24 protein-coding genes and 1 pseudogene are annotated in these 25,792 nt (G+C 58.6%); 12 read left to right on the top strand and 13 right to left on the bottom strand.

Translation table 11 applies throughout. The annotated features are described in order from the left end of the window. On the top strand, positions 1-1,072 hold a 1,072-nt coding region (locus tag ABSG47_RS17155), incomplete at its 5' end, for a hypothetical protein (RefSeq protein WP_424170923.1). Here ABSG47_RS17155 and ABSG47_RS17150 read toward each other — a convergent pair. Next, positions 1,032-1,694: a LolA family protein gene (locus ABSG47_RS17150; RefSeq protein ID WP_424170922.1), complete on the bottom strand. Its 663-nt coding sequence runs from the start codon at positions 1,692-1,694 to the stop codon at positions 1,032-1,034. The two genes, ABSG47_RS17155 and ABSG47_RS17150, sit on opposite strands and share 41 nt — an antisense overlap. Before the next feature lie 184 nt (positions 1,695-1,878). Between ABSG47_RS17150 and ABSG47_RS17145 the strand changes: the two genes are divergently transcribed. Next, a complete protein-coding gene (locus ABSG47_RS17145) occupies positions 1,879-3,210 on the top strand; it encodes an alpha-amylase domain-containing protein (protein ID WP_424170921.1) in 1,332 nt (443 codons plus the stop codon). On the opposite strand, the gene ABSG47_RS17140 is transcribed toward ABSG47_RS17145, so the two are convergent. The 5 genes from ABSG47_RS17140 to ABSG47_RS17120 form a co-directional block, all read right to left on the bottom strand. Continuing rightward, positions 3,211-3,585: a hypothetical protein gene (locus tag ABSG47_RS17140; RefSeq protein WP_424170920.1), complete on the bottom strand. Its 375-nt coding sequence runs from the start codon at positions 3,583-3,585 to the stop codon at positions 3,211-3,213. It abuts the gene before it with no gap. Positions 3,586-3,604: 19 nt separating this feature from the next. Beyond that, positions 3,605-4,936 (bottom strand): serine--tRNA ligase, encoded by a 1,332-nt coding sequence (serS, locus tag ABSG47_RS17135; protein ID WP_424170919.1) that lies wholly within the window; start codon positions 4,934-4,936, stop codon positions 3,605-3,607. 149 nt (positions 4,937-5,085) lie between these two features. Next, positions 5,086-6,420: an NAD(P)/FAD-dependent oxidoreductase gene (locus ABSG47_RS17130; protein ID WP_424170918.1), complete on the bottom strand. Its 1,335-nt coding sequence runs from the start codon at positions 6,418-6,420 to the stop codon at positions 5,086-5,088. Between the two features lie 360 nt (positions 6,421-6,780). Then, positions 6,781-9,693, bottom strand: coding sequence for an IPT/TIG domain-containing protein (locus ABSG47_RS17125; RefSeq protein ID WP_424170917.1), 2,913 nt, complete (start codon positions 9,691-9,693; stop codon positions 6,781-6,783). Between the two features lie 117 nt (positions 9,694-9,810). After that, a complete protein-coding gene (locus tag ABSG47_RS17120; RefSeq protein ID WP_424170916.1) occupies positions 9,811-10,011 on the bottom strand; it encodes an allantoinase in 201 nt (66 codons plus the stop codon). A gap of 67 nt (positions 10,012-10,078) precedes the next feature. Between ABSG47_RS17120 and trxB the strand changes: the two genes are divergently transcribed. The 3 genes from trxB to ABSG47_RS17105 all read left to right on the top strand — a co-directional run bounded on the left by trxB (position 10,079) and on the right by ABSG47_RS17105 (position 12,432). After that, entirely contained in the window at positions 10,079-11,026 is a 948-nt protein-coding gene (gene trxB / locus ABSG47_RS17115; protein ID WP_424170915.1) for a thioredoxin-disulfide reductase, read from the top strand. A 177-nt stretch (positions 11,027-11,203) separates the two neighbouring features. Beyond that, positions 11,204-11,686: a DUF4188 domain-containing protein gene (locus ABSG47_RS17110; protein WP_424170914.1), complete on the top strand. Its 483-nt coding sequence runs from the start codon at positions 11,204-11,206 to the stop codon at positions 11,684-11,686. Further along, positions 11,686-12,432 (top strand): YggS family pyridoxal phosphate-dependent enzyme, encoded by a 747-nt coding sequence (locus ABSG47_RS17105; RefSeq protein ID WP_424170913.1) that lies wholly within the window; start codon positions 11,686-11,688, stop codon positions 12,430-12,432. Before ABSG47_RS17110 ends, ABSG47_RS17105 begins: the two co-directional genes overlap by 1 nt. A 115-nt stretch (positions 12,433-12,547) precedes the next feature. On the opposite strand, the gene ABSG47_RS17100 is transcribed toward ABSG47_RS17105, so the two are convergent. Then, the gene (locus ABSG47_RS17100; protein WP_424170912.1) at positions 12,548-13,198 is read right to left on the bottom strand and encodes a peroxiredoxin-like family protein; all 651 of its coding nucleotides are present in this window, start codon (positions 13,196-13,198) and stop codon (positions 12,548-12,550) included. Positions 13,199-13,251: 53 nt separating this feature from the next. On the opposite strand from ABSG47_RS17100, the gene ABSG47_RS17095 reads away from it, so the two are divergent. Further along, a complete protein-coding gene (locus tag ABSG47_RS17095; RefSeq protein ID WP_424170911.1) occupies positions 13,252-13,671 on the top strand; it encodes a nucleotidyltransferase substrate binding protein in 420 nt (139 codons plus the stop codon). Beyond that, positions 13,655-13,945 (top strand): annotated as a pseudogene (locus ABSG47_RS17090) (nucleotidyltransferase domain-containing protein); the annotation flags it as partial. The gene ABSG47_RS17095 and the pseudogene ABSG47_RS17090, both read left to right, overlap by 17 nt. A gap of 128 nt (positions 13,946-14,073) precedes the next feature. Here ABSG47_RS17090 and ABSG47_RS17085 read toward each other — a convergent pair. Genes ABSG47_RS17085 through ffh form a run of 3 tightly spaced genes read right to left on the bottom strand, consistent with a single transcriptional unit; the run spans position 14,074 to position 17,242 of the window. Continuing rightward, complete coding sequence (locus ABSG47_RS17085; protein WP_424170924.1) at positions 14,074-14,556, bottom strand: hypothetical protein; 483 nt, start codon at positions 14,554-14,556, stop codon at positions 14,074-14,076. Further along, positions 14,534-15,811 carry an AAA family ATPase gene (locus ABSG47_RS17080; protein WP_424170910.1) on the bottom strand — a complete coding sequence of 426 codons (1,278 nt, stop codon included), beginning with the start codon at positions 15,809-15,811 and terminating at the stop codon, positions 14,534-14,536. The genes ABSG47_RS17085 and ABSG47_RS17080 overlap by 23 nt, the downstream gene beginning before the upstream one ends. 24 nt (positions 15,812-15,835) lie before the next feature. Then, the gene (gene ffh / locus ABSG47_RS17075; RefSeq protein ID WP_424170909.1) at positions 15,836-17,242 is read right to left on the bottom strand and encodes a signal recognition particle protein; all 1,407 of its coding nucleotides are present in this window, start codon (positions 17,240-17,242) and stop codon (positions 15,836-15,838) included. A 70-nt stretch (positions 17,243-17,312) separates the two neighbouring features. Between ffh and ABSG47_RS17070 the strand changes: the two genes are divergently transcribed. Continuing rightward, on the top strand, positions 17,313-17,516 hold the full coding sequence (locus ABSG47_RS17070) for a superinfection immunity protein (RefSeq protein WP_424170908.1): 204 nt from the start codon (positions 17,313-17,315) through the stop codon (positions 17,514-17,516). Positions 17,517-17,685: 169 nt separating this feature from the next. On the opposite strand, the gene ABSG47_RS17065 is transcribed toward ABSG47_RS17070, so the two are convergent. The 3 genes from ABSG47_RS17065 to ABSG47_RS17055 form a co-directional block, all read right to left on the bottom strand. Further along, entirely contained in the window at positions 17,686-19,137 is a 1,452-nt protein-coding gene (locus ABSG47_RS17065) for an amidohydrolase family protein (protein WP_424170907.1), read from the bottom strand. Between the two features lie 235 nt (positions 19,138-19,372). Further along, entirely contained in the window at positions 19,373-20,791 is a 1,419-nt protein-coding gene (locus ABSG47_RS17060) for a serine hydrolase domain-containing protein (protein WP_424170906.1), read from the bottom strand. 37 nt (positions 20,792-20,828) lie between these two features. Then, positions 20,829-22,862, bottom strand: coding sequence for a PP2C family protein-serine/threonine phosphatase (locus ABSG47_RS17055; RefSeq protein ID WP_424170905.1), 2,034 nt, complete (start codon positions 22,860-22,862; stop codon positions 20,829-20,831). A gap of 104 nt (positions 22,863-22,966) precedes the next feature. Between ABSG47_RS17055 and ABSG47_RS17050 the strand changes: the two genes are divergently transcribed. The 4 genes from ABSG47_RS17050 to ABSG47_RS17035 all read left to right on the top strand — a co-directional run. Continuing rightward, positions 22,967-23,581 (top strand): carbonic anhydrase, encoded by a 615-nt coding sequence (locus ABSG47_RS17050; RefSeq protein ID WP_424170904.1) that lies wholly within the window; start codon positions 22,967-22,969, stop codon positions 23,579-23,581. Positions 23,582-23,604: 23 nt separating this feature from the next. Further along, a complete protein-coding gene (locus ABSG47_RS17045; protein WP_424170903.1) occupies positions 23,605-23,745 on the top strand; it encodes a type II toxin-antitoxin system Phd/YefM family antitoxin in 141 nt (46 codons plus the stop codon). A gap of 55 nt (positions 23,746-23,800) precedes the next feature. Further along, complete coding sequence (locus ABSG47_RS17040) at positions 23,801-25,231, top strand: Fic family protein (RefSeq protein ID WP_424170902.1); 1,431 nt, start codon at positions 23,801-23,803, stop codon at positions 25,229-25,231. A 283-nt stretch (positions 25,232-25,514) separates the two neighbouring features. Continuing rightward, positions 25,515-25,792, top strand: a 278-nt coding sequence (locus ABSG47_RS17035) for an Hsp70 family protein (protein WP_424170901.1), incomplete at its 3' end; no start/stop codon positions are given.

Here is a 25,792-nt window from a genome sequence, read left to right as displayed (position 1 = left end):
TGTGACGCTGTGGATTGCGGCGCTGTGTCCGTTTACTGCGAGCTATGCCGCGTCGCCGTTGACGGAGTCGCTGACGCTGTTCTGCATTACGGTAGCGATGTGGCTGACGGTGCGGTTTCAGGACAGGCAGAGATGGGCCGCGGCGCTGGGGTTCACGCTGGTCATTACGTTTGCTGCGTTGCTGCGGCCGGATGGTGCGTTAATCGGTGTGGCGTTTGGGGCCGCCTTGTGGGCGGCAGGGAACAGGGATCAGGGAACAGGGGTCAGGGAACAGGGGTCAGGGATCAGGATTGTAGATAAACGGCGCATCGTAATGGCGCTGGTCTGCTTTTTGATTGCCGCGACGCCGTTTGGGGTTTGGGCGGCGCATAACTGGAGCCAGTTTCATGTCTTTCAGCCGCTGGCACCGCGCTATGCTACCGATCCTGGCGAGCCGACGTGGCAGGGATGGCAGAGGTGGGTGAAGACGTGGTCGCTGGATTTCAAGAACACCTACGAGATTTATTGGAATGTGCCGGATGGGCCATTCGATATGACCTTGATTCCGGCGCGGGCGTTTGACTCGAAGGAGCAGCGGGACCGGACGGCTGCGATTGCGCGCGACTACGAGAATAACGACGAGAGTTTTAATGTGGATATTGATGCGCGGCTTGGGCGGCTGGCTGATGAGCGCATTGCTGCGCACCCGATACGCTATTACGTGCTGTTGCCGGCGGCACGTGTGGCGGATATGCTGCTGAGGCCGCGCGTGGAGAATCTGCCGATCGATCAGGACTGGTGGGTTTATAGACGCCACTGGGATGAGACGATTCTTAGCTGGTTTTATGTGGCGCTGAACCTGGCGTATCTGACGCTGGGCGTGATGGGGCTGTGTTTGCGGCCTCGATTGTGGCCGTGGATGGTGCTTTATTTTGTGCTGCGCTGCGCGCTGCTGGCTACTGTCGAAGGGCCGGAAGCGCGCTATACGCTGGAGTTTTTTCCGATGTGGTTTGTGCTGGGCGGCGTTGCTGTTGCGCGGCTGACTGCAGGGCCTACTTCAGATCAAAGGCGTTCTTCGGCAGCGGCGTATTGACTTTGATGTCGGTGTAGGTGCAAATGCGGTAGGCGCTAGCGCTCTCATCGAAGCGCTGCTTCAGGCTCACGCCGCGATCGGGGTCGATCCAGATGATAACCTTGGCGATGTTCTTGCGGACCTGCGGGTCCTTGGCAACCAGCTCAAGTTGCGCTACGTTGACACCATCCAGAACTGACGAGCCAAGGTATTTAATGTCCCACTTGTCGGCCAGTTCCGTGCCGCTGGCGCCGAAGCCGAGGATGAGGTAGCTCTGCCACTTGGCTGCATCGACAGTGTGAACTTCAGTGCCATCGAAGAAATGAATTGCGCCGCCGGAGATGTTATAGGCGGTTTTGACGGGATGGCCATTGCGATCATTGAAGTGTGCAGCCATCTTGAAGTTGCTTCCGTCGCGCTGGTAATACGCGATGCCCTTCTGGATGTCGGAGTCGGGGATGGGGTCCTGCGTCTCCGTGTCAAAGACAAGATTTGCGGAGACGGAATGGAATTTCTTTGCCGCGGCGTTGAGACGATCCAGGACGGAATGCAGATCGTCGGCTTTGGCGGATATTGGCGCCGCGATCACAAACAGAAATGGGGCGGCCAGCGATAGAAAAAAAAGCAGTTTACGTGCGCGCATAATCCTCAACTCAATAAGATACCCGGTGGAACTCAAAGGAGCGAGAAAATTCGCCTGGGCTGGGCGCTGGAAGGAGGCTGACTGCGTCCGAAGCCAACTTCGCTACCGGAAATAGCATCTGCAAAGGAGTAGAAACGCAGTATTTATCCATTCCATACGATGCAGCTACGACTGGGAGACGCTGATGGCAGTTATGATGCAGGCTTTTTACTGGGATGCGCCAGTGAAAGAAGATAAGCGCGGCGAATGGTGGAATACCGTTCGGGAAAAAGTTCCCCAACTGGCGACCTCCGGCTTCAATTCCCTGTGGCTTCCGCCGATCAGCAAGGCTGCCGATCCTAACTCCAATGGCTACGATCCATACGATTATTTCGACCTGGGCGACATTGACCAGAAGGGTTCGGTGAAGACGCTTTACGGCAATCGCGCGGAGCTTGAGAATCTCATCCGCACGATGCGCGAACATAATATGGGCGCTATTGCGGATATGGTGATTAACCACAATTCCGGCGCCGACGAGGAAGAGACCAATCCGTTGAACGGGCAGAAGATGTGGACGAAGTTCCGCCCGAAGAGCGGTAAATTTCCTCGCGACTGGAACTGCTTTCATCCAAGCAGGTACGAACGCCACATGGTTGAAGGGGAGAACTTCGCTGGTTTTCCGCATCTTTGTCACCGCAATCCGCTGGTGTATACCGCGATGTTTGAATATGCGCGGCTGCTGATTGAAGAACTGGACTTCGATGGGCTGCGGTTCGACTTTGTGAAAGGCTATGGGGCGTGGATGATTGGCCTGCTTGCCAAGTATCAGTACCAGAAGAAGGATGGCCGCGAGTTTGCGCCTTTCGTCGTGGGCGAGTACTGGTCCGGCCCTGACGACATTGGCGACTGGCTGGACAAGGTGCATGCTGTTACCGACCAGCAGGTTGCCGCTTTCGATTTTCCTTTGCGCTACAAGCTGAAAGATATGTGCGACACGCCGAGCTATGATCTGCGCAAACTGACGGACGCGGGATCAGTGTCTGCGGCGCGACCCTTCAATGCCGTCACCTTTGTGGACAACCATGACATGCAGAACAATGAAATCGTCAACGACAAGCTGCTGGCCTATTCATTCATCCTGACCGGTGACGGTTATCCGTGTGTGTACTGGTACGACTACTTCAACAATGAACTGGCGCGGCCGAATACGCCGAATGGCATAGATGCGCTTGTGGCGGCACATCATGCCCACGCCGGCGGGGAATCTTCGATTCTGCACGCCGACCCTGATCTTTATGTCATGCAGCGCGCCGGCACGGAGTCGCAGACGGGTCTCATTTACGTGCTCAACAATCTTGGAAATCAGTGGAGCGGGCGGGCGGTCAAGACCAAGTGGGTTAACAAGAAGTTCAAGCCTGTGGCCTGGGATGGCTACCAGGCTCCGCAGCCGGAGGAACGAACCACGGACGGGGAAGGCAGTGCTGAGTTTCCTGCGCCGCCGCGGGGGTATTGCGTTTATGCGCCGGTCGATTGACTACTTGTGCAGCCAGACCTTCCATGCCAGCGGATTGCCGTTGGCATCGCGCGAGAGCTCCCAGCGCTCGATGGAAACTGCGTCGCCGGTGACGGGCTGCATGGCGCGTTTGAGAGCGCGGCGCATGGTGTAGTCCGTGATTCTTGCCGGGATGGGGACTTCACTGGCGGGGACGGTGAGGATGAGGCCTTTGCCGCCATCGCCGAGCACCTGGATGGGCTGGTATGGGCCGCCTGTCTTCGGCGGCTTATCACCGTAATCCCAAAACTGCGGGGTGATGAAGATGAAGGCGAGGATCAGCGTCACCATGACGTCGTAATGGAAGCTGCCGCGTTGATAGGTCCAGTAGAAGTAGCTCTTGAGAATCCTGTTCATGCTTGCCGTTCGTTAAAAATCAGAGGTTCTGCTTATTGATTGTAGTCAGTCCGCCCATGTAGGGGCGTAAAACCTCCGGCACAAGCACTGTGCCGTCTGACTGCTGGTAGTTTTCGAGGATTGCGAGCCAGGTGCGCCCGACGGCCAATCCGCTGCCGTTGATGGTGTGCAGGAACTCGCTTTTGCCCTTTGCGCCGCTTGCCCGGTAACGGATGTTGGCGCGGCGCGCCTGGAAGGACTCGAAGTTGGAGCAGGAGGAGATTTCGCGATAAAGACCCTGGCCGGGAAGCCAGACTTCGAGGTCGTAGGTCTTGGCTGCGGAGAAGCCGGTGTCGCCGGCGCAGAGCAGGACGCGGCGATAGGGAAGGTCCAGAAGTTCCAAGATTGTTTCGGCGTCGCGGGTGAGCTTTTCGTGCTCGGCGTCTGAGTCTTCCGGCTTGACGAACTTGACCAGCTCGACCTTTTGAAACTGGTGCTGGCGGATGATGCCGCGCGTGTCCTTGCCTGCGGCTCCGGCTTCGGCGCGGAAGCAGGGCGTGTAGGCGGTGAAGGCGATGGGCAGACGAGATTCGTCGAGAATTTCATCGCGATAGAGATTGGTGACGGGGACTTCTGCCGTTGGGATGAGCCAGTGGTCGGCGTCTTTGAATTCGCCGTTTGCGGCGCTTTCGGCATCGGCGTCCGAGGTGCGGAAGAGATCGTCGGCGAACTTGGGCAACTGGCCGGTGCCGAAGAGCGACTTCGAGTTCACCATGAAGGGCGGCAGGATTTCGGTGTAGCCGTGCTGCGTGGTGTGCAGGTCGAGCATGAAGCCGGCCAGGGCGCGTTCAAGCCGCGCGCCGGGGCCGTAGTAGACGGCGAAACGGGCTCCGCTGAGTTTGGCGGCGCGTTCCTGGTCGAGAATGCGGAGCTGTTCGCCTAGCTCCCAATGCGGTTTTGCTTCAAAATCGAAGGTGCGCTTGGTGCCCCACTCTTTGACGGTGACGTTGTCGGCTTCAGATTTGCCTGCGGGGACTTCGTCGCGGGTGAGGTTGGGCACGCGGGAGAGCGCGAGGCGCAGCTCGTCGTCGAGCGCTGTGGCGGTCTTGTCGAGATCGTCCAGCTTGTCTTTGAGCGCGCGGGTTTCGTCCATGAGCGCCGTGGCGTCCTGCTTTTGGCGCTTGAGCTGGCCTACCTGCTGCGAAAGCTCGTTGCGGCGGGCTTTGAGGGTCTCGGACTCGCGGATAGCTTCGCGGCGGCGGAGGTCGAGTGAGCGGAAGTCGCCGAGGAGCGCGGCGGGGTCGGCTCCGCGCGCACGCAGTTTTGCTTCTACCAGGTCCAGGTTGGACCGGACAAATCCTATGTCATGCATGACTTTTTTAGTTTACCGGAGGTGAGAGCGGCGATTTGGAATTAATCTGTGCTGCAAGATCAGGATGGCGATGCTGTGGGAGTGAGCGGGAGTGCTATCCCAGGTCTCAAAATCGAGACCTGGGGCACCCGACTTTGTGGTGCAACAGGCTACGGGTTGGCGGCTTTTTTGCCTTCTTCGATTTGTTCTTGCCAGCCGGGGAGGGTCTGGTCGCCGGTGATGAGGCGGGCGGTGCCGGAGAAGGTGAGGTAATTCCAGACCCAGGACCAGAGGACCGAGAAGCGGTTGCGGAAGCCGATCAAAAAGAAAATGTGAACGGTTAGCCAGGCGAACCAGGCGGTCCAGCCGCTCATGAGGGCGGTGAAGGGCCATTTTACGTCGGCGACGGCGGCCAAGCGGCCTACGGTGGCCATGTCGCCCTTGTCGAAGTAGTGAAAGGGCTGGCGGGGTTTGCCTTCGAGGTCGGCGGCGATCATTTTGGCAGTGTGGTTGCCCATCTGGATGGCGGGCTGGGCGACGCCAGGGACTTGTTTGCCGTTCTGCTCGAAGTGGGCGAGGTCGCCGAGGACGAAGGTGGTTTCTTGTCCTGGCGGGTTGAGTTCGTCGTCGACGAGGACGCAGCCGCGTTTGTCGACGGGCGCGTTGAGGAGCTTGCCGAGGGGCGAGGCCTGCACGCCGGCGGCCCAGAGGATGACTGCGGCTTGGGTGCGCTGGCCGTTGGCCTCGACCCAGCCGGGACCGACGCCGGTGACGTGGCTTTTGGTGTGGACTTCTACACCGCGAGCTGCGAGTTCTTCGGCGGCGCGGGTGGAGAGTTGCGGCGGATAGGTGGCGAGAATGCGGTCGCCGCCGTCGAGGAGCAGGACGCGGCTCTTGCGGGGGTCGATGTGGCGGAAGTCGTGCTGGAGGTAATACTGCGCGATGTCGCCGATGGCTCCTGCGAGCTCGACGCCGGTGGGACCGGCTCCGATGATGACGAAGTTGAGCGGCGGGTGCCAGCCGTGTTCCTGCATCTGGCGCTCGGCGAGTTCAAAGGCGAGGAGGACGCGGCGGCGGATTTCGGTGGCGTCTTCGATGGATTTGAGGCCGGGAGCGAATTTGGCCCATTCGTCGTGGCCGAAGTAAGAGTGCGTGGCGCCGGTGGCGAGGATGAGGTAGTCGTAGCCGATGGTGGCTCCGCTGGAGAGCGAGAGGCTGCGGGCGGCGGTGTCGATGGCGGTGACTTCGTCCATGAGAACCTGCGTGTTCCGATGGCTGGCGAGGATGCCGCGGATGGGCTGGGCGATGTCAGCGGGTGAGAGGACGGCGAGGGCTACCTGATACAAGAGCGGCTGGAAGGTGTGGTGGTTGCGGCGGTCGATGACGGTGAGATCGACGGGCAGCTTGCCGAGCGCGCGGGCTGCGTTGATTCCTGCAAAGCCGCCGCCTACGATGACGACACGCGGACGCGCGCCGGGAACTCGTGGAGTGGTGAGCTGGCTCAATCTTCCTCCTCGAACTGGTCTGATTGTAGAGATGCGGGAGGATGGGTTTTAGCTGTTAGTTATTAGCTTTTAGTCTGGTGGTGGGAGAGCGGATGGGAGTGCTGTCCCACTCATGCGCGATGAAGCTGCGCATGAATGGGGCACCTGCTCAGTTTGAAGAAATCCCGCAGGGGCTAAAGCCCGGATGTTTTTCAATCATTTTCGGCACGACTGAAGTCGTGCCCTGTTACAAAACAATTCAAACTGAGCCAGTACCCGGGAGTGCTGTCCCACCCTAGCGGCAAAAACAACTACGCCGCGAGGATGGGGCACCCGGTGTCTTTGGTGCTTGAAGCTAAGAGCTAGAGGCTAACAGCTGCTTTACGGATGCATTTCGATGGTTACGCCGGCGGTGCCGGTGTTGCCGGTGGCTGCCAGGCCGATGGTGTTGGTGGCTACGCCGGAGATTCCTGTTGGGGTGAAGCTGACCGTGCCGTCGATGGCCGAGGTTCCTGTCGAGCTTTCGACGGCCAGCAACTGCGCTTGATCGCAGAGCCCATGCGGCGGGCAGGGCGGACTCCACGCGTAGATGGACTGATAGAAGGTAACGGTTGCGCCGGCCATCGGGTTTCCGTTGACGTCTTTGACGAGCAGCACGATCTGGCTGGGAGTGGCGGTGACGGCCATGCTCTGGGAGGCTCCGGAGAGCGCCTGGACGGTGGCAGATTCCGGGCTTGCGCCGAGGGCCGAGAAGCTGACGCACTGCGATGTGCCGTTGAGGCAGGCCTGGACGCTGGATTGCTGGCCTTCTGTCAGCGGCCCGACGTTGAGCGTGTTGGTGGCGATGCCGCTGCCGGCGGTGATGGCTGCCGCGGAGCCCGCCGCAGAGATGCCGGAGCTTGCGGCAGGTTGCCATGCCACGGCCTGGCCGGCTACGGGAAGGCTGTTGTTGAGCACGAGCGCCTGCGTGGGCCAGGCGATGCCGGCTCCGGCGGCGAGCGAGAGCTGCGGCGTAAGGGCGGCGAGCACGGGCGGGGTTCCGCCTTCAAAGTGCGCCTGGAGCTGCACGCCATTGGTCAGCGTGGCTGTGACAACTGTAGGCGTGGCGGCGACAGCAGTCACATTCATGGTGGCGTTGCCGTCTCCTCCGGAGGTGACCGGGCAGGCGGGCTGGCCGCAGGCGAGAGTGGCCGTTCCGGCTGAGACGGCGAAGGTGACGGTATCTCCCGCCGCGGGCGCGAGGTCTGCGCCGAGCGCGGTGACGGTGAAGGCCAGCGGGACGCCGATGGGAACGGTGTTTGAGGGCGCGGTGACGAGGGTGAGCGAGTCGCCTGTGGCCGCGTCATAGCTGATGCCGTTGATGAGAATTGCCACGGCGTTGTAGGCGGGAAGGCCGTCGACTTCCACATTGACCGAGCCGGTGATGCCCTGGCCCGCGGCGGGAGCGATGGCTGTGATCTGGTTGGGCGAGATGCCGGTGATCTGCGCGGCCTGGCCGTTGATCTTTACCGTGTCGGAGGGTTGGAAGCCCATGCCGTCGATGACAATGGGACCGCCGGCGGCGGCGAGGCGCGCGGGCTGGACGGTGTCGGCGTAGAGCACCCACCCGTAGTAGGCGTAATCGGGCCGTCCGTCGCCGCGCATGTCGGCGATACCGAGGCGCACGGTGTCATCGGCGCTGGCGGTGACCTGGAGCCAGGTTTCGCCGACTGCGGAGCCGTTGAGCGCAGGGGCCAGGCCGACGGGACCGGCAGTGGAAGCGTCAAAGGCATCCCACACGCCGAGGGCCGGCATGGCTTTGAATTGCGAGGGCACGCCTTGCTCATTGAGAGCCTGCGTGACGATGGTGAAGGTGCGGTTGGCGCGCACAGGGAAGGTGAACCAGTCAGTCTGCTGCACCTGGCCGAGCAGGCCGGTCCAGACGCCGCTGGGGGCGAGCATGCGCGGGGATTCCACGGTGGAGATGGCATCGTCAAAGCCGCTTACGGCGGAGTCCGATACGTTGACGGTGACGGTTTGCGAGCCTCCGGCGCTGAGAGCGGCCACTGTGACGGGCGCGAGCGTGCCGGAGGGGTCAGGCGAGCCGTCGAGGTAGGGGCCGACTGCGTTTCCGTAGATATAGAGCGGGTTGATGGCCTCAAAGGTGAGCAGATAACTGGCTGAGGTCATGCCGGGCGGGAGCGGTATGTAGCGCAGGTCGAAGTAGCCCTGCAGCGTGGGGTCGCTTGAGCCATACTGCGAGAGTGGAATTCCGTTGGTTCCATTCAGGCCGGTGATGATGCTGCCGTGGTTTCCGCTGAAATAGGCTCCTGAGACGGCGCTGACGGTGTAGCTGTAGAGCGGATTGCCGCTGGAGTCGAGCGGGGTGGCGAGGACGTTGACGCCCTGCATTCCGTATCCCGAGCGAAAGCTGATGGTGCCCTGGATGGAGAGGGTGTTGGCCGCGGTGAGCCGTTTGCCGGGAAAGCCGGCGAGATTGGCCGTGGTGATGGGATAGATGCGGTTCAGCTCGGCGATGTCGTCCTGGCTGAGCTGGCCTTCCTCTGGAATGCACACGCCGCCGGCTGAGCCGCATGCGCCCATGAAAGGCTGCATGACGGGCCAGGCATCCAGCTCCGCGGTGTTGATGCTGGCGGCGGCGTTGGGATAAATCTGCGCGTAGCCGAGGCCGAGAATTTCGCCCCACGCGCGATCGAGGGCAAAGTTCATCATGGTCAGGCGATTGGCGGTGTTTGTGCAGAGGCCGTTGAGGATCATAATGGCGTGGCTGATGGTGGCGTTGGTGGCGATGTTGTCGGTCCAGATGGTTACGGCGTTCGATTCGCAACTGGCAGGGTCGCTGGTATCCGTGCCGAACAGGGTATCGAGGACCGAGCCGTCCGCGTCAAAGACCACGCCAACTGGAAAGCCGGTGGAGGATGGAGTTACGTCGGCGGGAGCGGCGAAGGTGTTGCTGCTGCCGGGAGTGGTGTTGGAGCCGCTTACGTCTTCAGCGAGCGAACCCTTGTCGGTGAGAGTGACGCCGGCGGTGGGAACGGCGTTCCAGAGCGCGGCGGCTGCGTCCACCATTGCGATAGCCTGCTGATTGCTGACCGTGGCGCTGAGCGCGCCCTGATCGACGTAGTAATTGATCTTTCCGCCGGTCCAGTAGAGCGGCTGGCCCATGACCGAAGAGTTGAAGTAAGTGGTTCCGGCGACGGCGCGTGGGCCGCCGGCTTGGATGATGGCGGGAGAGAAGACGAAAAGAATGCAGACGAGCGCCAGATGCGCCCTGGAATGAGAAAGAGCCAACATGCGAGTGCGTCCTGAAGGGAAATACCAGGATTTGTTCCGGGCACTCGCAGGGATTGCAAAAGCTTAACCATTTGGGCTGCGACGGGATTAGAGAATTCTTAGAAACGGAGAAATGGGTCAGATCTCCGGGTAAAAGTCGAAGAAGGCGTCGAGGCTTTGCTTGAGCTGGGCTTCGATCTGCTCGCGTGAGCCTTCAAGGACGTGCATGGTGACGTGGGCTTGATTGCCGTTGGCGAGTTGGAGGGTTGCGTCCTGAATCTGCGTCACTTCGCCCTCGGGGAGGAGGCGCATTCCGTAGACAAGAGTCAAATTTGCCATGTACATCATCATATTCCTGGAGTCCTGAGTGGGTTTGTACGAATAGAATCGACTCAGGAAATTATTGATGAGCGAGACACGAGAGACAGTCATTCTTGGTTCCGGCTGCGCCGGACTCACTGCCGCCATTTACACCGCACGCGCCGGGCTGAAGCCGCTGGTGCTGGAAGGCCATGAGCCGGGTGGGCAGCTTTCGATTACCACGCTGGTGGAGAATTTTCCCGGCTGGCCGGAGGGTGTGCAGGGGCCGGAGCTGATTGCCAACATGAAGAAGCAGGCGGAGCGGTTTGGCGCTGAGTTCCAGACGGCGCATTTGAAGGCCGCGGACCTGCATAGGCATCCTTTCCGGCTGAGCACCTCGATTGGTGAGATCGATACGCGGTCGCTGATTGTGGCTTCTGGCGCGAGTGCTCGGTGGCTTGGCCTGGAGAGCGAGCAGAAGCTGATTGGGCATGGGGTTTCAAGCTGCGCTACGTGCGATGGTTTCTTTTTCCGTGGGCTGGAGATTGCTGTGATTGGCGGCGGCGATACGGCGATGGAGGAGGCGATCTTCCTGTCGCGCTTTGCTACGAAGGTGACCATATTGCATCGCAGGGAGAACTTCCGGGCGAGCAAGATCATGCTGGAGCGGGCGATTGCGCATCCGCAGATTGTGCTGCGGACGAATGTGATTGTGGAAGAGGTTCTGGGTGTGGATCAGAAGGAAGTGTGTGGCGTGCGGCTGAAGGACACTGTTACCGGGGTAGAGGAGACTCTGCATGTGAGCGGGGTTTTTCTCGGGATTGGACACGAGCCGAACGCGAAGATGTTTCATGGGCAGATCGATCTCGACTCCGAGGGGTACATTCTGACGCAGAACAATGTCCTTACTACGCGCAACGGGCAGGTTGTTCCGGGTGTGTATGCGTGCGGGGATGTGCAGGACCGGCGGTATCGGCAGGCGATTACGGCTGCTGGGACGGGGTGTATGGCGGCGCTTGAGGTGGAGAAGTATTTGGAAGAGCACGGGCACTAAAGACAATGCCGGACGGATTTTTTTCGAGCGTATTGCACCACAATAAGCGTCCCTCAGGGGCTAAAGCCCGACCGTTTTTCGCTCATTTTCGGCACGACTAAAGTCGTGCCCTGTTACAAAACAGGCCTTGGTCGATTCGTCAGACACTGTCGAGAGCGCGGCGCAGAGGAGGCATTCATGCCGATCTTTCCTGGTCGTTATGCGGCGCAGAGCGATGAGTCGTTTGTGGTGTTTCTCATTGGTGCGCGGGTCAACAAGATTTTGGCGCTGGGCAGTTGGCCGCGGGTGTTTTCCGCTATGCCGGCGATGATTGCTGAGCTGATGAAACAGCCGGAGCTTGGGCTGTTACATGCGCATTACTTTGTTTATTGGCGTGGTGTTGCCGTCCTCCAGTACTGGCGCAGCTTTGAGCATCTGCATGCTTATGCGCATGCGCGGGAGGCGAAGCATTTGCCGGCGTGGGCGGAGTTTAACCGGCGTGTTGGCGGCAATGGCACAGTGGGAATCTGGCATGAGAGCTATCTTGTGGAGCCGGGAAAGTTTGAGACCGTGTATGCGAATATGCCGCGGTTTGGGCTTGGCGCGGCTGTGAATCATGTGCCTGCGATGGGGCGGATGCAGGATGCGCGGGGACGGCTGGCGGTGAAACAATCATCGTAATGTCACTGAAAGAAAATCTCGCAAAAGTGGAAGAACAGATTCATGCGGCTTGCAAGGCTGCTGGGCGCGCGCGCCATGAAGTTGAGCTGATGGCGGTCTCGAAGACGTATCCTGCGGCGACGATTCTTGAGGCTGAGAAGCTGGGGCTGAGGCTGTTTGGCGAGAACCGCGTGCAGGAGTTTGCGGGTAAGGCTCCGGAGCTTGAGCCGTGCCGCTGCTCGGGGCCAATGGCGGCTACGGATGAGCCGATTTTTGTGCATCTGATTGGGCATTTGCAGTCAAATAAAGCGGCGCGGGCTGTGGAGTTGTTTGATGCTGTTGATTCGCTGGACTCGCTGAAGCTGGCCGAGCGGCTGAATGATGCGGCGGGCAAGCTGCATAAGCGGCTGCCGGTGCTGATTGAGGTGAAGCTAAGTCCGGAGGAATCGAAGGATGGGCTTGAGCCTGAATCGGCGGAGGCTGCGGCGCTGCTGGAGCGGTTGCCGGATTTGAAACATCTGCATGTGCGTGGGCTGATGACGATTGCGCCGTTTGGTGTGGCGGAGGCGGAGACGCGGGCTTGCTTTCGGGCGCTGCGGGAGTGGCGGGATCGGTGGGCGCAGAAGCATGTGGGGTTGAAATTTGACACGCTTTCGATGGGGATGAGTGGGGATTTTGCGCTGGCGATTCAGGAGGGTGCAACGCGGGTTCGGATTGGGACAGCGCTGTTTGGGAAGCGTGCGCCTTGGACTGGGCCGGTGGAGTGAGCTCGAAAGCATACCTCAGGGGCTAAAGCCCCGATCCCATTTACAGCTTTATTGCCGGGGATAAATCCCCGGCCTACCTTTATGTTTCTGCGTTCATGTCCCTGCCCATTTTCAGCTACCGCGCTGAGAAGGCGGCGGCGAGGGCTTCTTCTGGTTCGGGGCGGACGCGGAAGTCGGAGTGGGCTTCTGCGAAGAGGATGTTTCCCTTGCGGCTGATCACGTAGGTGGCTGGGAGTGGGAGCGTGCCGCTGGGTTCGCCGTTGATGAAGGTCAGGTTGACGAGGATGGATTTGTAGTACTGCTGCATGGTCTCAGAGAGTGTGTAGGTGAGGCCGAATTGAGTGGCTACTTTGTTGCCGGGGTCGGAGAGCAGCGGGAAGGGAAGGCCGTGCTGGCCGGCCATGAAGTCGTTCTGACGGGCGGTTTGCGGGCTGATGGCGACCATGACTGCGCCGTGCTCGCGGATGCGGCCGTAGAGGTCGCGCCAGGTTTCTAGCTCTGTGGCGCAGTAGCTGCACCAGCGGCCACGGAAGAATTTGACGATGAGCGGGCCGACGGAGAGCAGGTCTTTACTGTGGACGGCTTTGCCTCTTGCGTCTTTCAGGGAGAATTCGGGGACTTGCGCGCCGATGGGGAGGATGCGGTCTTCTATGCCGCTTGCGAAGAGGTCTTCTACGGAGCGCTCGCTGATGGCGAGGCGCTCGGCTTGTACGAGCTTGCGCGTGTTGGCTGTGATCTCGTCGAGTTGGTCTTGAAGGCTGCTCATTGGAAGAGACATCGCTTTCATTTTCGCAGATATGCGTGGCGTAGAATGTGCGTATGGCAACGCTGGATTTTTCTCCGCTCGGAAAGGCGGTTGAGCGGCTCCGGGAGGGACTCGATGCGTTGAAGCGCGAGCCGGAGAATACGCTTTATCGCGATGCGGTAATTCAGCGGTTTGAGTTTACATACGGGCTGTGCGCTGCGATGCTGAAGCGCTATTTGGAACATGCTGCTGAGGCTCAAGTTGAGAGGGAGATGTCCTTCCCGACACTTATACGCACTGCAAGCGAGTATGGTCTTTTGCGGTCTGGATGGGATACCTGGTTTAAATTTCGAGAGGCTCGGAATCTCACCAGCCATACCTATAACGAGGAAACTGCTCGACAAGTGCTGGAAAGGATTCCAGAATTTATGGAAGAAGCAGAGTTTCTTTATATGGAACTGGAAAGGACATGCGGCGATGGCAGTGGAAGCTAAATCGGCGGAGATACCATCCATCGTGATTGATCCTCACCAGTGGGAAGAGCTTGCCGCTATTCTTCGGACCCATCTGCCTGGGCACAAGGTTTGGGCCTTCGGATCGCGGGCCACTGGCAGGCGCGTCAAGCGGTTCTCCGATCTTGATCTTGCAGTTAGCGGTGCAGAATTGACGCTCACTATTCGGGGCAGACTCTCGGACGCGCTTGATGAATCGAGATTGCCGTTCAAGGTCGATGTGGTCGATCTGAACAGTGTCACGCCGGAGTTTCGTACGCGCAGCGAGCTGACATGGCGCAGCAGGTTACCGGCTGAATTTCTGGCGGGCGGCCATCATGCGGGCGAAACCGTACGGGTTGGCGGTGATCTCGTCGAGCTGGTTCTGGAGGCTGGTGGTAGTCATCAGTATTTCCCCGCGAGCTTGTTGAAGCTAAATTTATCTTCTCCGCTTTGCCGTATCCGTAGAAAGGTACATTTCTCAGCGAGGAATTCACGCTCAAGAACGCCAAGATTCGACCTCATGCGCGGGAAGGTATGACCGAAGACAATGAGACAAACAATCTGTGAATAGTGAATCGGATCTTTTTTCCATCGGTCCAGCGTGTCACCTACCTGGATGACTGCACGTTTCAGCTCTGAGCCTTTAAGCTCAAGAACGACATCTATTTTCCCATCAAATCCGATGATGTAATCCGCATGCCCCTGCGCGGCTACGAACTGATAGCAGCCATCGTATCTAATCTTCCGAATTTCTTTCCGCCGATAGTTCTTGAAAGTCGCTGCAATCCCTTTTTCTTCGACGGTCAGGCTGGATATATTGCTCAATTCGATGCATTCTGCCTTTTGATCGAGGGCCGCAATCTTATGAGGCCTTTTGCTTGCCATATTCCAGCCTCAGGAGCTCATCAAATTCTTTTCCAATTGCTTCGGAAACGCTATCAAGGTATTCACCGTTTATCAGGCCTGATTTTGAAAGGATCGACTCCAATTTGCCATCGTGGATACTGTAGGCCTTGAAGGAGTCTGGTTCGATCCAGAATTGTTCATCAATTTTGATCTTCTTCTTGAGCCGTTTGTCCATACCAAGCTGCCCCGCCAAGATGAGATTGTTAAATGAGGACAGGATATAAGGGCTGTGGGTGGTGATTGCGTAGGACTTCCAAAGTAAATCGGACTTTGCTAATAAGGCGATTAACTTGGCAAATTGATATTGCGTCTCAGGGAATACGCTAAGCTCAGGTTCTTCTGTAAACACCATACCAACCGTCGGAGATGGCATATTTGGATGAACAGGATCACCCGTCTTTTTGGCAACCTGAGCAAGAATATTGAAAATAGGCAACAGCTCTAACGTGCCGGATGACAGAATCTCAAAAGGGAGCCTTCTACCATCTTGAATGGATTCGAAGATCAACCTGCTGTCATCCTTTATTACTCTTCCCTTTAGAATCTCGGTCGATGAAGAACCGATGTTGCGCAAGAGGACGCGATTTGTTTGATACGATTCGCGTAAAGCGCTGTATTCAGCATCAAAATCAGTTGCAAATCGATTGGTGATCCAATCCAAATTCTTTGTTGAAAGAGCCGCCAATGCCCTGTTGGGAGTAGAAAAGAATGCTCTTCCTGTCGGGATATAGACTGAATCGCTCTCGATTGGCATTGGACCAATGTCAACGCCCGACATCAACTCACGTCGCCTATCACTGTTGAAGCTCGGAGGCCTCTGGGACCTTGCTGACAGCCAATTCTTAAAGGAGTAGATGAATTCTCGATTCTTCCACTCAAGATAAGGTGTGCGAGAAGTATCGGTCATTCCAATAGATAGGGAAAATGATGGGTCAATTTGATACTGAATATGAAATGTTTTTCCTTCAATATTTTCAGGGAAATACGAAAGGAAACTCTCGATAATCTGTTCTTCTGTTTGATTCAAAGATAATTGGTTTCTTCCCGCATTGAGAACAAGTTCAGAGACGTACTGCTCGAAGAAATATGCAAGCTTACAAAGCAAGCTTTTGCCACTAGCTTGTGGTCCGATCAAGATGGTGATTTTGCCGAATTCCAATTCGGCGTCTTTGATTACGGAGAAGTTTTTGACGGTTAGTTTGCGTGTTGGGCGTTTTGTTTCTTGCTCTGCCATGCCGTCCTCCGTGATTTAAGAATTCTACCGGCCGAATTTTTGGCGGGTACCCATCATGCCGCTCATGCCGCCGCGCATCATTTGCTTGGCCAGGCCGCCTTTGCCCATGCCGCCTTTGCCCATTTGCTTGAACATCTTGCTCATCTGTGCGTACTGGCGGAGGAGCATGTTGACGTCTTGCACGCTGGTGCCGGAGCCGGCGGCGATGCGCTTGCGACGTGAGCCGGAGATGATTTCGTGGTTGCGGCGCTCGTGGGGCGTCATGGAGTTGATGATGGCTTCGAGGCGGACGAATTGTTTTTCGTCCACGTTTTGCGCGGCCTGGGACATGCCGGCGAAGGGGCCGACTGAGGGCAGCATCTTGAGGATGGATTCCATGGAGCCGAGCTTTTTGATCTGGCGGAGCTGGTCGCGGAAGTCTTCTAATGTGAAGCCGTCGCCGAGGAGGGCCTTCTTGGCGAACTCTTCGGATTTCTTCTTGTCGAGTGTGGCTTCGGCTTTTTCGACGAGCGAGAGGATGTCGCCCATGCCGAGGATGCGGCCTACGATGCGGTCGGGGTGGAAGGGCTCGAAGGCATCGGGCTTTTCACCGATGCCGATGAACTTGATGGGCTGGCCGGTGACGTGGCGGATGGAGAGCGCTGCGCCGCCGCGGGCGTCGCCGTCCATCTTGGTGAGGACGACGCCGGTGAGGCCGAGGCGCTTGTGGAAGTCGAGCGCGGAGTTGACGGCGTCCTGGCCGGTCATGGAGTCGGCTACGAAGAGGATTTCCTGCGGGTTGAGGAGCTTCTTGAGGCGCTCCATTTCCTTCATCAGCTCTTCATCGATGTGCAGGCGGCCCGCGGTATCGACGATGAGGGTGTCGAAGCCGAAGTTGCGGGCTTCGCGTCTCGCTTCGCTCGCGAGGCGCTCGACGAGTGCGGAGCCGGGCTGTTCGCCTTTGAGGTCGCCTTCATAGATTTTGGCGTCGATGGATTTGGCGACGACTTTGAGCTGCTCGCGGGCGGCGGGGCGGTAGACGTCGACGGAGACGAGCAGCGGACGGCGGCCGCCTTTTTTGAGCCATGCGGCGAGCTTGCCGGAGGTTGTCGTCTTGCCGGAGCCTTGCAGGCCGGCCATGAGGATGACGGTGGGCGGCTGCGGGGCGAAGTTGAAGCGCGCGGTGTCTTTGCCGAGGATGGAGATGAGCTCGTCGCGGACGATCTTGGTGATCTGCTCGGTGGGCGAGAGCGCGGTCATGACTTCTGTGCCGACGGCTTTGGCGCGGATGTGCTCGATGAGCTCTTTGACGACGTTCAGGTTGACGTCGGCTTCGAGCAGTGCGACGCGGATTTCGCGCAGGGCTTCGGCGATGTTTTCTTCGGAGAGCGTGCCCTGGCCGCGGAGGGTTTTGAAGGCGCGCTGGAGTTTATCTGTGAGTGTTTCGAACATAGACAGGTATTAGTCTACCGGATAAGCTCATGCACAGTGGATTTAGCCTGCGCGTTTGCGGGGAGTTTCGATGCGTATATTCCTCTTCATTCTGGGTGCTGCGCTGTGCGCCATACCTTCAATCATTGCGAGCCGGCGCAAATGCGCTGATCTCTCGCTGATTTACCTGCTCAGCTTCTTCCTGGGATGGACCGGTATTGGCTGGATTGCTGCAATGCTCTGGGCGATTTACGGCAAGACGGAGCCGGTCAGTCTTGCGGCGAAACAGGGTTAAAGGCATTCGGTGCGGCACGCTGGTTGAGGATAAAGAGGCATCCCTCGGGGGCTAAAGCCCAGACAATTTAGGCGCGTTTTCGGCACGACTAAAGTCGTGCCCTGATACAAAACCGACCAAAATCGATAAGTTCAAAGCCACCTAAATTTTTGACTGTCGAACCAACTCGTTATCGAATTCCGACCATGCCGCGGGTGGAGTCGATTAGTTTGGCGGGGTCGTAGCCGGTGCCGTGTTTGAAGACGTATTCGACATTTTCTACAGCGGAGATGTCTTTGGCGGGGTCGCCTTTGACTACGACTAAATCCGCTTGCTTGCCGGGGGCGATGGTGCCGATTTGCTTGTCGCGGCCCAGGTAACGCGCGCCGTTTTGGGTGGCGATCTGGATGGCCTGGACTGGAGTGAAGCCGGCTTCAACCAAGAGCTCGATTCCGCGCTGGTCGCCGAAGCCGGGGAGGACTGCGCCGTAGCCGGTGGGGTCGCAGCCTGTCATGAGAAGGCCGCCGGCAGCGGCGAAGGCGTGCTCGAAGGCCATTTCTTTTTTGAAGGCGGAGTTCCAGGGGGACTTTTCGCCGCTCTGGGCAATGCCGGCGCGGTTTTCGAGGACGGAGGACCAGGCTTCGGGGAGCATGGAGTCGTGTTCGCGATCGAGGAAGGACATGGGCGGGCGGTTGGGAGTGAAGCTTTCGAAGATGGCGAGCGTGGAGGTGATGGCTACGTGGTGCTCAACGAGGGTGTGGATGAGCGCCTGGACCTGCGGGCCGTTGATATCGACTGTGTCCGCGATTGCCTTGATACCTGCGCCGCCGGGGTTGCAGATTCCGGGCTTGCGGTTGGGGGTGAATTCGGAGTCTTCGAGGAGGCCGTGTTCGAGGTTATCGATGCCCATTTCCGCGGCTTCCGGTATGGAGACAGAGCAGAGATGGCCTGTGATCTTGAGGCCGCGGGCGTGGGCGGCGTCGATGGCGGCCTTCAGAGCTTCCGGCTTGATGAACATGTAGGCCTTGAAGGAGGTGACGCCCTGATCGGCCCAGTAGTTGACGGCGGCGCGGGCAGAGGCGGCGTCCTGCAGCGGGACGGCCTGCATGATGAAGGTGCCGGGGCCATCGAGATAGGGTCCGGTGATGTCGAGATCGGGACCGGGGTCGAGGCCTTTTTCGATGCGAGTGCGGAGAGTGAGGTCGGCGTAGGGCTCGATGCTGCCGGTGGTGCGGCCCGTGGTGACTCCGCCGGCGAGATAGAGGCGCGGGGCGGTCTGGAGGGACTGACCGATGATGAATGCGCGAAGGCTGGAATTTTCCGGCTCGGTGTAGAAGAGGTGCTCGTGCATGCCGACGAGGCCGGGGAAGACGGCGTGGCCGGTGAGGTCGAGGATGCGCGCGCCGGCGGGGATTTTGGCTGAGGATGCGGGGGCGATGCTTTCGATTTTGCCGTTGGAGATGAGGATGGTCTGATCGGGGATGGGTGCGGAACCGGTGCCATCGATGATTTCTACGTGGGTTAGGGCTACTGAAGGCTCAGGGACGGAGATGTAGGGGGCGAGTGGGTTCTTTGGTTGCTGGGCGGCGACGGTGAGGGCGGCGAGAGCTAAAAGGGAGATGGGCAGGCGGGTGGCGCGCATTGGTTTCTCCGAAGCGGAATTTGAGAAGCATCCCTTTGGAGCTAAAGCCCCAAGATTTTGTTTGGAAATCGAAGGGTACTGGCTGAAGCCCATACCCTTCAAGAGCGAAATGCAAAAGCGGGTTGTCTGGCATTTGTGCTATCCCACCCATGCGCGATGAAGCTGCGCATGGATGGGGCACCCGATGCCTGTGCTGAAACGAGCGGAATGCAAGAGTTCTATTTGCCGAGTGGCGTTAGTCTGCGGGATTGACGAGGTATTGTTCCAGCTTGCCGTCGGGGTAGGTGTAGGTGGAGAGCGAGAGCCGGCGGGTGGGGTAGACGATGCGGAAGGAGCGCTCGGTCATGCCGCCGCGGAGGCTTTCGCCGGTCTGGGTGAAGGTGAGCGGTTCGCCGAGTGGGCTGAGGCTGGTTTTGAAGTCCTCTAAAGTCTGCGCGTCGAAGTAGTCGCTGAGGTTGGGCGCGAGGAGCGAGCGGTCGATTTTGCCCTGCTGGAGATCGCGATATATAGCGAAGGCCTGCTCTTCCGGGGCGCTCTGCTTGAGGCCGATGAGGGTGTCCGCGGTCGTCGTCGCGATCTGGCTTGCGCCGCTTTCCATGTGATTCGTGAGTACGATGACCGAAACGCCGTCATCTGGAAAGACCATGCTTTCGGCTACGAAGCCTGTGACTTCACCGCTGTGCTCGAGGAGGAGATGGCCGTCGTACTTGCGCACGAAGATGCCGAGGCCGTAGTGGGAGTCCTGGCCGTCTTTTGGGCCGCCCTTGAGCTTGATGCTGGTGAACATTTCTTTGTAGCTTTCGGGCTTGAGGATGGACTGCGCGATCAGGCTTTCATTCCAGAGGGCGAGGTCGTGGGGCGTCATGGCCAGCTCGCCGGCGGCGAACATCCAGTTGCGGCCTTCCTTGGGCGCGGCGCGCAGGGGTGCGAGGGCGGCGCGGATGTAGGCTGTGGCGTCAGTGGATGTGAGCTTGTCCTGGTCGCTATCGTAGACGCTCTTCATGCCGAGGGGGTGGAAGATGTGCTCGCCGAGGAACTCCACGAGCTTTTGGCCGGAGACTTTTTCAACGATCATGCCGGCGATGACGAAGTTGGTGTTGGAGTATTGCCACTGCGTGCCGGGCTCGAAGTCGAGCGGCTTTTTGGCCCAGGTGTCGAGGATGTACTGCGCGGTGGTGGGCTTCATCATCGGCGTCATGAGGTAGTCTTCCGGCCAGTAATCCTGGTAGCCGGAGGTGTGGGAGAGGACCTGGCGGATGGTGATCTCGTTGCCGCGGGTGAGATCGGGAACGTATTTGCCGACGGGGTCGTCGAGCTTGAGCTTGCCCTGCTCCTGGAGGAGCAGGATTGCGGCGGCGGTGAACTGCTTGGAGATGGAGCCGATGGAGTAGCGCATCTCCGGCGTGGCGGGCTCGTCCGGGCCGATGTGCGCGAGGCCGTAGGCTTGCGTGAAGACGATTTTGCCATGCTGAATGACTGCGATGGAGGCTGAGGGAACGCCGTGCTGCTCCAGGACACCGGCGGCGATGCGGTCAATTTTGGCTTTGAGGGCCGGGTCGATGGTGTTTACGGTTTGAGCTGAGAGCGAAAGCGCGGAAGCAGAGGCCAGAGTGAGCAGAAGCGTGGCGCGAACAAGCCGGGTGAAGCACGACATGGGAAGAATCCTCTCGGAGCAGGATAAACGCAGGGGTTCAGGATGCGAGAGCGATGGAGAGGACGATGATGTCGTCCTCCTGGCCGAAGGAGCGCGCGGCCTGGGCTATCTGGCTGGCGGTGTGGCCGGACATGAGTTCTTCGGTTTGCTTGAAGCCGAGGAGTTCGCCGGATGGGGAACGGGCTTCGACGACGCCGTCGGTGATGAGAAAGAGCGTCTGGCCGCGGGCGAGGCGTCCGGTGATGGATTCGTAGTCCGCGGCGGCGGCAAGGCCGAGTGGGAGCGCGGGCAGTGTGGGGATTTCTTCTCCAGCAAGATAGGGAGGGATGTGGCCGGCGCTGGATAGAGCGTAGTTGCCGGATGAGTCAATGTGGATGCAGCAGGCGGTGGTGAAGCCGATTTCGGTCTGGCCGAGGAGTTGGAGGTTGAGGTTGCCGAGGACGATGGAGGGATCGCGCGAGTCCTCCCGCCGGAGCGAGCCGAGAATGGCTGCGACGCGCATGGCTGCCTGAAGGCCCTTGCCGCTGACATCGCCCACGACTACGAGCAACGAGCCGTCTTTTCCGGAAGAGAGGAAGAAGAAATCGCCGCCTACTTCTTTGGCGGGGTGGTATTCGATTTGCGTGTCAAAGCCCGGAGTGGCGTCGTGCGAGCGCGCGAGCTGCAGCTTTTGCAGGGTGCGTGCCGCTCCCATTTCCGCGGCGGCTTCCGCGTTATGGCGGGCGATGCCGACGGTGCGCAGGACGAGGAAGAGCAGCATGCAGTTGAAGAAGATGAAATCGCAGAGGTTGTCAAAGGAGATAGCGTAACTGCCGAGCTGGAGGGACGGCAGCGCCGGGAGATTGAAGGGCTGGTTGAGGAAGAGGACCAGGTAGCGGGCGAAGAGCCAGCCCCTGGAGAGAGTGATGGCCAGAACCGCAGGTGTGAGGATGCGCGCTTCTGTGCTGCCGGCGCGCCAGCTACGGATGAGGAGCGCGAGAATGATCGCTTCCACGATGAGCGTGGGCAGGAAGAAGGTGATCAATCCAAGCTGGAATGTGCCGGGAAGGCCGTAGTTGACGAGCGGGCCTGCGAGGGCGGAAAGAACGACGACGACCTGGACGGAGAGCAGCCAGCGGGCGCGTCTGGCGCCGAGAAACGGCGCCAGAAGGATGCGAAAGAACTCCAGGATGAGTCCTTGACCGAGGCCGAAGAGAGCGTAATCGATCCAGTCGGCGAGGGGAGTGCGGTCACAGAGCTGAAGCCAGATGTCACAGAGAAAAAGCTGGCCGTAAATAAAGAGCGCGGCGGAGGCGGCCAGGTATTCCTTGTGCGTGCTGAGCGCCAAATAGAGGCCCAGAGCGATGACGCAGGTGAGAAAACTGATGCCTGCGAGCAGAAACAGGGGCCACGTGCTGTGCGTATCAATGTAGCTGGCGTTAATGGCCGCCTGGGCGGGGCTGGTGAGATACACGTGCGACTCAAAGCCGATGGGCGTGGCGGTTCTGCGGCCGTGCGAGCGGATCTGGCGGCCGGCGGGGTTTACGGCGAAGCGGATGGCGAGAACGAGGTCGCCGGTGGGAGAGATGGCGGCCTTGGGAATGGGGTAGGCGAGCAGGCGGTACTGATAGCGGTAGACCGCGCCGGGGATGGGTCCGTTGCCGCCAAGGCGGATGCCGTTGGCGAAGACCTCCGAGGTGCCGAGGATGGAATCCATGGTGACGGCGGGTGGGGGCGCGTCGGGACGCAGGTGGATGTGGACGCGATACCAGCCGAAGCGGATGTCCTGGCTGGCGTACTGGATGCCGTAATCGAGGAGCTGCTTCTGGGCTGAGATGACGCGCCAGCCGGTGTCGTCAAAGGCTGGTGAGGCCCAGGCGGGATCGTCGCCGGGTTGAAAGAGCCATAGCGGCCCCAACTCCACGTGCTCACCGAGGTTGGTTGCGTCCACGCTGCGCGGGTCTGAGATTGGGACGGGGATTGGACCGGCGATTGGACCGGCGACCGGCATCTGCGCGCGTGCAGATGTCACGCAGAGGAGCGTGGCCAGCAGAAGACCGCTTAGTCGCAGACAAATTCCGGTGCGGGGCATCGACCCAATATACCGCAGCATGATTTTTATGGAGAAGGAATCCTGTAGGCTGGGTCAGGCCCGGAACGCAGGGGCGTTCGGGCTGGACGGTGGGAGGAATCGAGATGCAGCATCTGATCGATGGCTATAAGAAGTTCCGCGCAGAGGTTTTTCCGGGGTGCCGTGACCAGTTTCATCTGCTGGCGGAAGGGCAGTCGCCGGAGTACCTGTTCATTACCTGTGCGGATTCCCGGATTGTGCCGAATCTGATTCTCACTTCTGGCCCCGGCGAGCTTTTTATTGCGCGCAATGCGGGCAACGTGGTGCCGGTGTATGCGAACGATGTGGACGGCACGACGGCCACGATTGAGTATGCCGTGGAGGTGATCAAGGTGAAATATGCGATTCTCTGCGGGCACTCCGATTGCGGGGCGCTGAAGGCCGTTCTTTATAACAAAAATGTGGACGAGCTTCCGAAGGTGGCACGCTGGCTGCACCATATCGATGCCGCGCTTGAATTCAAGCAGCCGCTTAACCAGAAGGACATTGACCCGGAACTTGGCTCGGTGATTCGCGGTAATGTGATTGCACAGATGCGGAACCTGAAGGCGGACCCGTCGGTGAAGCGCGCGATGGAGGCTGGGACGCTGCAGGTTTTTGGGTGGTATTACGACATTATGACCGGGACGATTGAGCAGTATGACGAGAGGGATCGGCGGTTTGTGGCGCTGGGGGAGTGAGATGCTCTGCCGATAAAGATGGCATGCATACGCTTATCAGCATCACGGAAGCAAAAAAGCGGTTTTACGAGATTATTGAACTGGTGAAGCAAGGGGAACGCTTTACGATTACGGTTCATGGTCGTCCGGTTGCGAATCTAACGCCGCCAAAACCGAGATCATGACGATGGATTCGAGGCAGAAGCTATCATCATCAGAAAAGAATAGTTTAGGAATGCTATGAGTACACCCGAAGTCAATGTTCACGTATTGGACGCGGCCTATAAGCCCTTTCCTTCGTTTGCGGAATGGGTTTCGCGGAGTTCTGTCGATACAGTCCGTTGGAACCGCTACAAGGTCGCGCTGGACGACGGCGCCGAGCATTCCAGCGAGGCTTTTCAACGGGCGCGTGAGGTTGTAAAGCGAGCTGCTGCTCTCGATACGGGAGCAATTGAAGGCCTTTATGAGGTTGATGGTGGATTTACGTTTACTGTCGCAATGGAAACGGCGGCTTGGGAAGTTGAGCTAGCGAAAAAAGGTGAGAATGTTCGTCCGTTGTTCGATGCTCAATTGCACGCGTATGACTATGTTCTTGACATGGCGACGCAGACGGTGCCGATTTCCGAAGCCGCAATTCGTAAGTTGCATGAGGTTGTGTGCGGCGCGCAGGAAACCTATCGCGTAATCACTTCGATCGGATTCCAGGAACAGCCCCTTCCGAAAGGAAGATATAAGGTTCTCCCTAACCATGTGACGCACACCCGAGAGGGAATTACGCATTCGTATGCGCCTGTGGACGTGACGCCGGTAGAGATGGCTCGGTTGGTTGCGGCGATGCGGGCCGAGGAATTCCTGGCCGCTCATCCGGTACAGCAGGCTGCGTATGCACATTATGGGTTGGTCGTGATACACCCATTTGCGGACGGAAATGGCCGGGTAGCTCGGGCGTTGGCTTCGGTGTTTACTTACCGTGCTATCTCGATGCCGATCATGATTCTTTCAGAGCATAAAGAGGCATACCTGGATGCGCTTGTGAGCGCGGACGGGGGGGATTTTCAGCCGTTTGTAGATTTCATGCTTCGGAGATCAGTGGACACTATGACAATTGTGCATGACAACCTGCAAAAGGCTCTTGTGCCCACCGCCGAGGAATCGCTGGCCGCAATCAGTGGACCAGCTATTGCGAAAGGAAGATTCAGCAACAAACAGATCGATGACGGCGGAACTAAGTTCCTGAATGCATTGAAGGAAGATATTCAAAAAGAGTTATCGCGCAAAGTCGCGGATCCAAAAATCCAGAGCAAAGTGGGCCTAACTGTAGGAAGCCACCCAATCTACCTGCCGACGCACCGAGCGTCGCATGGGGTTGGCGAACATCTCTATGTTGAACTCGTGGCGATACAGCCCTCTCGTGTGCAAAATATCTCTCTACCGCCCGAGGTCGTAACACGGCGATACGACTTGCTTGTGCCCAAGGATGCCACGGGACAGGATGAATATCAAATTCTCGAACGCGACAAGAAGAGTGAATATGCTATGCCGGTGGACGACATCCTTCCTGTCCTCTCAGGAACTGCACAGCTAAGGATAGGGATCTTTGCCGAACGGCTGGTTGCGGAGATGCTTGCGGAGCTTAGGGCAAAGGTTGATCGAGTAAACGAAAAACGGTAGTGCAGCAAGCATCGTTCCCCTCTGCCGATTAGAACTTTCCAGTGGACCCCATCGGTCTCAAATCCTTCCCTGTTTTTGCCCGCTGCGGAATGGGGCAGCTTGATGATCGTATCCATCAAAACCCGGAAAGGATCGTAGTGGACTTCGCGGGTGATTTTGCCCGGTCTGGGGTGAGTAAAAGCTGAGCATGGTTTATATGAACATTCTCAAGAAAAGTTGACACTAAGTCACTCAATGTTGCATCTTATATCTGTCAGTATCTTTTAGCGGCAGGAGCCAAACTATGGCAAAAATTATTGGTATCGATCTCGGAACCACCAACTCGTGCGTTGCTGTCCTGGAGGGCGGCGAGCCCAAAGTCATTCCGAATGAAGAGGGTGCGCGTACAACGCCCTCGATCGTCGCGTTTTCAAAGACCGGCGAGCGCCTTGTAGGCCAAGTGGCCAAGCGGCAGGCGATTACGAACCCGGAGAATACGATTTTCTCCATCAAGCGGTTTATGGGCCGCCGCTTTAACGAAGTGAACGATGAGATGAAGATGGTGCCCTACAAGGTTGTGCA

Origin of the sequence: Occallatibacter sp., assembly GCF_049510455.1 — a bacterium.
Classification (GTDB): Bacteria; Acidobacteriota; Terriglobia; order Terriglobales; family Acidobacteriaceae; genus Telmatobacter.
The sequence above is the reverse complement of the archived record's forward strand: the minus strand, read 5'-3'. Positions and strand labels throughout refer to the sequence as shown.

Excerpts from the sequence above, each read along its gene's own strand:
- ABSG47_RS17140 (WP_424170920.1), bottom strand. The coding sequence starts at position 3,585 with ATGAACAGGATTCTCAAGAGCTACTTCTACTGGACCTATCAACGCGGC.
- ABSG47_RS17065 (WP_424170907.1), bottom strand. The coding sequence starts at position 19,137 with ATGCGCGCCACCCGCCTGCCCATCTCCCTTTTAGCTCTCGCCGCCCTC.
- ABSG47_RS17145 (WP_424170921.1), top strand. The coding sequence starts at position 1,879 with ATGGCAGTTATGATGCAGGCTTTTTACTGGGATGCGCCAGTGAAAGAA.
- serS (WP_424170919.1), bottom strand. The coding sequence starts at position 4,936 with ATGCATGACATAGGATTTGTCCGGTCCAACCTGGACCTGGTAGAAGCA.
- ffh (WP_424170909.1), bottom strand. The coding sequence starts at position 17,242 with ATGTTCGAAACACTCACAGATAAACTCCAGCGCGCCTTCAAAACCCTC.
- ABSG47_RS17125 (WP_424170917.1), bottom strand. The coding sequence starts at position 9,693 with ATGTTGGCTCTTTCTCATTCCAGGGCGCATCTGGCGCTCGTCTGCATT.
- ABSG47_RS17070 (WP_424170908.1), top strand. The coding sequence starts at position 17,313 with ATGCGTATATTCCTCTTCATTCTGGGTGCTGCGCTGTGCGCCATACCT.
- ABSG47_RS17095 (WP_424170911.1), top strand. The coding sequence starts at position 13,252 with ATGGCAACGCTGGATTTTTCTCCGCTCGGAAAGGCGGTTGAGCGGCTC.
- ABSG47_RS17045 (WP_424170903.1), top strand. The coding sequence starts at position 23,605 with ATGCATACGCTTATCAGCATCACGGAAGCAAAAAAGCGGTTTTACGAG.
- ABSG47_RS17060 (WP_424170906.1), bottom strand. The coding sequence starts at position 20,791 with ATGTCGTGCTTCACCCGGCTTGTTCGCGCCACGCTTCTGCTCACTCTG.
- ABSG47_RS17080 (WP_424170910.1), bottom strand. The coding sequence starts at position 15,811 with ATGGCAGAGCAAGAAACAAAACGCCCAACACGCAAACTAACCGTCAAA.
- ABSG47_RS17085 (WP_424170924.1), bottom strand. The coding sequence starts at position 14,556 with ATGGCAAGCAAAAGGCCTCATAAGATTGCGGCCCTCGATCAAAAGGCA.
- ABSG47_RS17150 (WP_424170922.1), bottom strand. The coding sequence starts at position 1,694 with ATGCGCGCACGTAAACTGCTTTTTTTTCTATCGCTGGCCGCCCCATTT.
- trxB (WP_424170915.1), top strand. The coding sequence starts at position 10,079 with ATGAGCGAGACACGAGAGACAGTCATTCTTGGTTCCGGCTGCGCCGGA.
- ABSG47_RS17120 (WP_424170916.1), bottom strand. The coding sequence starts at position 10,011 with ATGGCAAATTTGACTCTTGTCTACGGAATGCGCCTCCTCCCCGAGGGC.
- ABSG47_RS17050 (WP_424170904.1), top strand. The coding sequence starts at position 22,967 with ATGCAGCATCTGATCGATGGCTATAAGAAGTTCCGCGCAGAGGTTTTT.
- ABSG47_RS17055 (WP_424170905.1), bottom strand. The coding sequence starts at position 22,862 with ATGCCCCGCACCGGAATTTGTCTGCGACTAAGCGGTCTTCTGCTGGCC.
- ABSG47_RS17040 (WP_424170902.1), top strand. The coding sequence starts at position 23,801 with ATGAGTACACCCGAAGTCAATGTTCACGTATTGGACGCGGCCTATAAG.
- ABSG47_RS17100 (WP_424170912.1), bottom strand. The coding sequence starts at position 13,198 with ATGAGCAGCCTTCAAGACCAACTCGACGAGATCACAGCCAACACGCGC.
- ABSG47_RS17105 (WP_424170913.1), top strand. The coding sequence starts at position 11,686 with ATGTCACTGAAAGAAAATCTCGCAAAAGTGGAAGAACAGATTCATGCG.
- ABSG47_RS17110 (WP_424170914.1), top strand. The coding sequence starts at position 11,204 with ATGCCGATCTTTCCTGGTCGTTATGCGGCGCAGAGCGATGAGTCGTTT.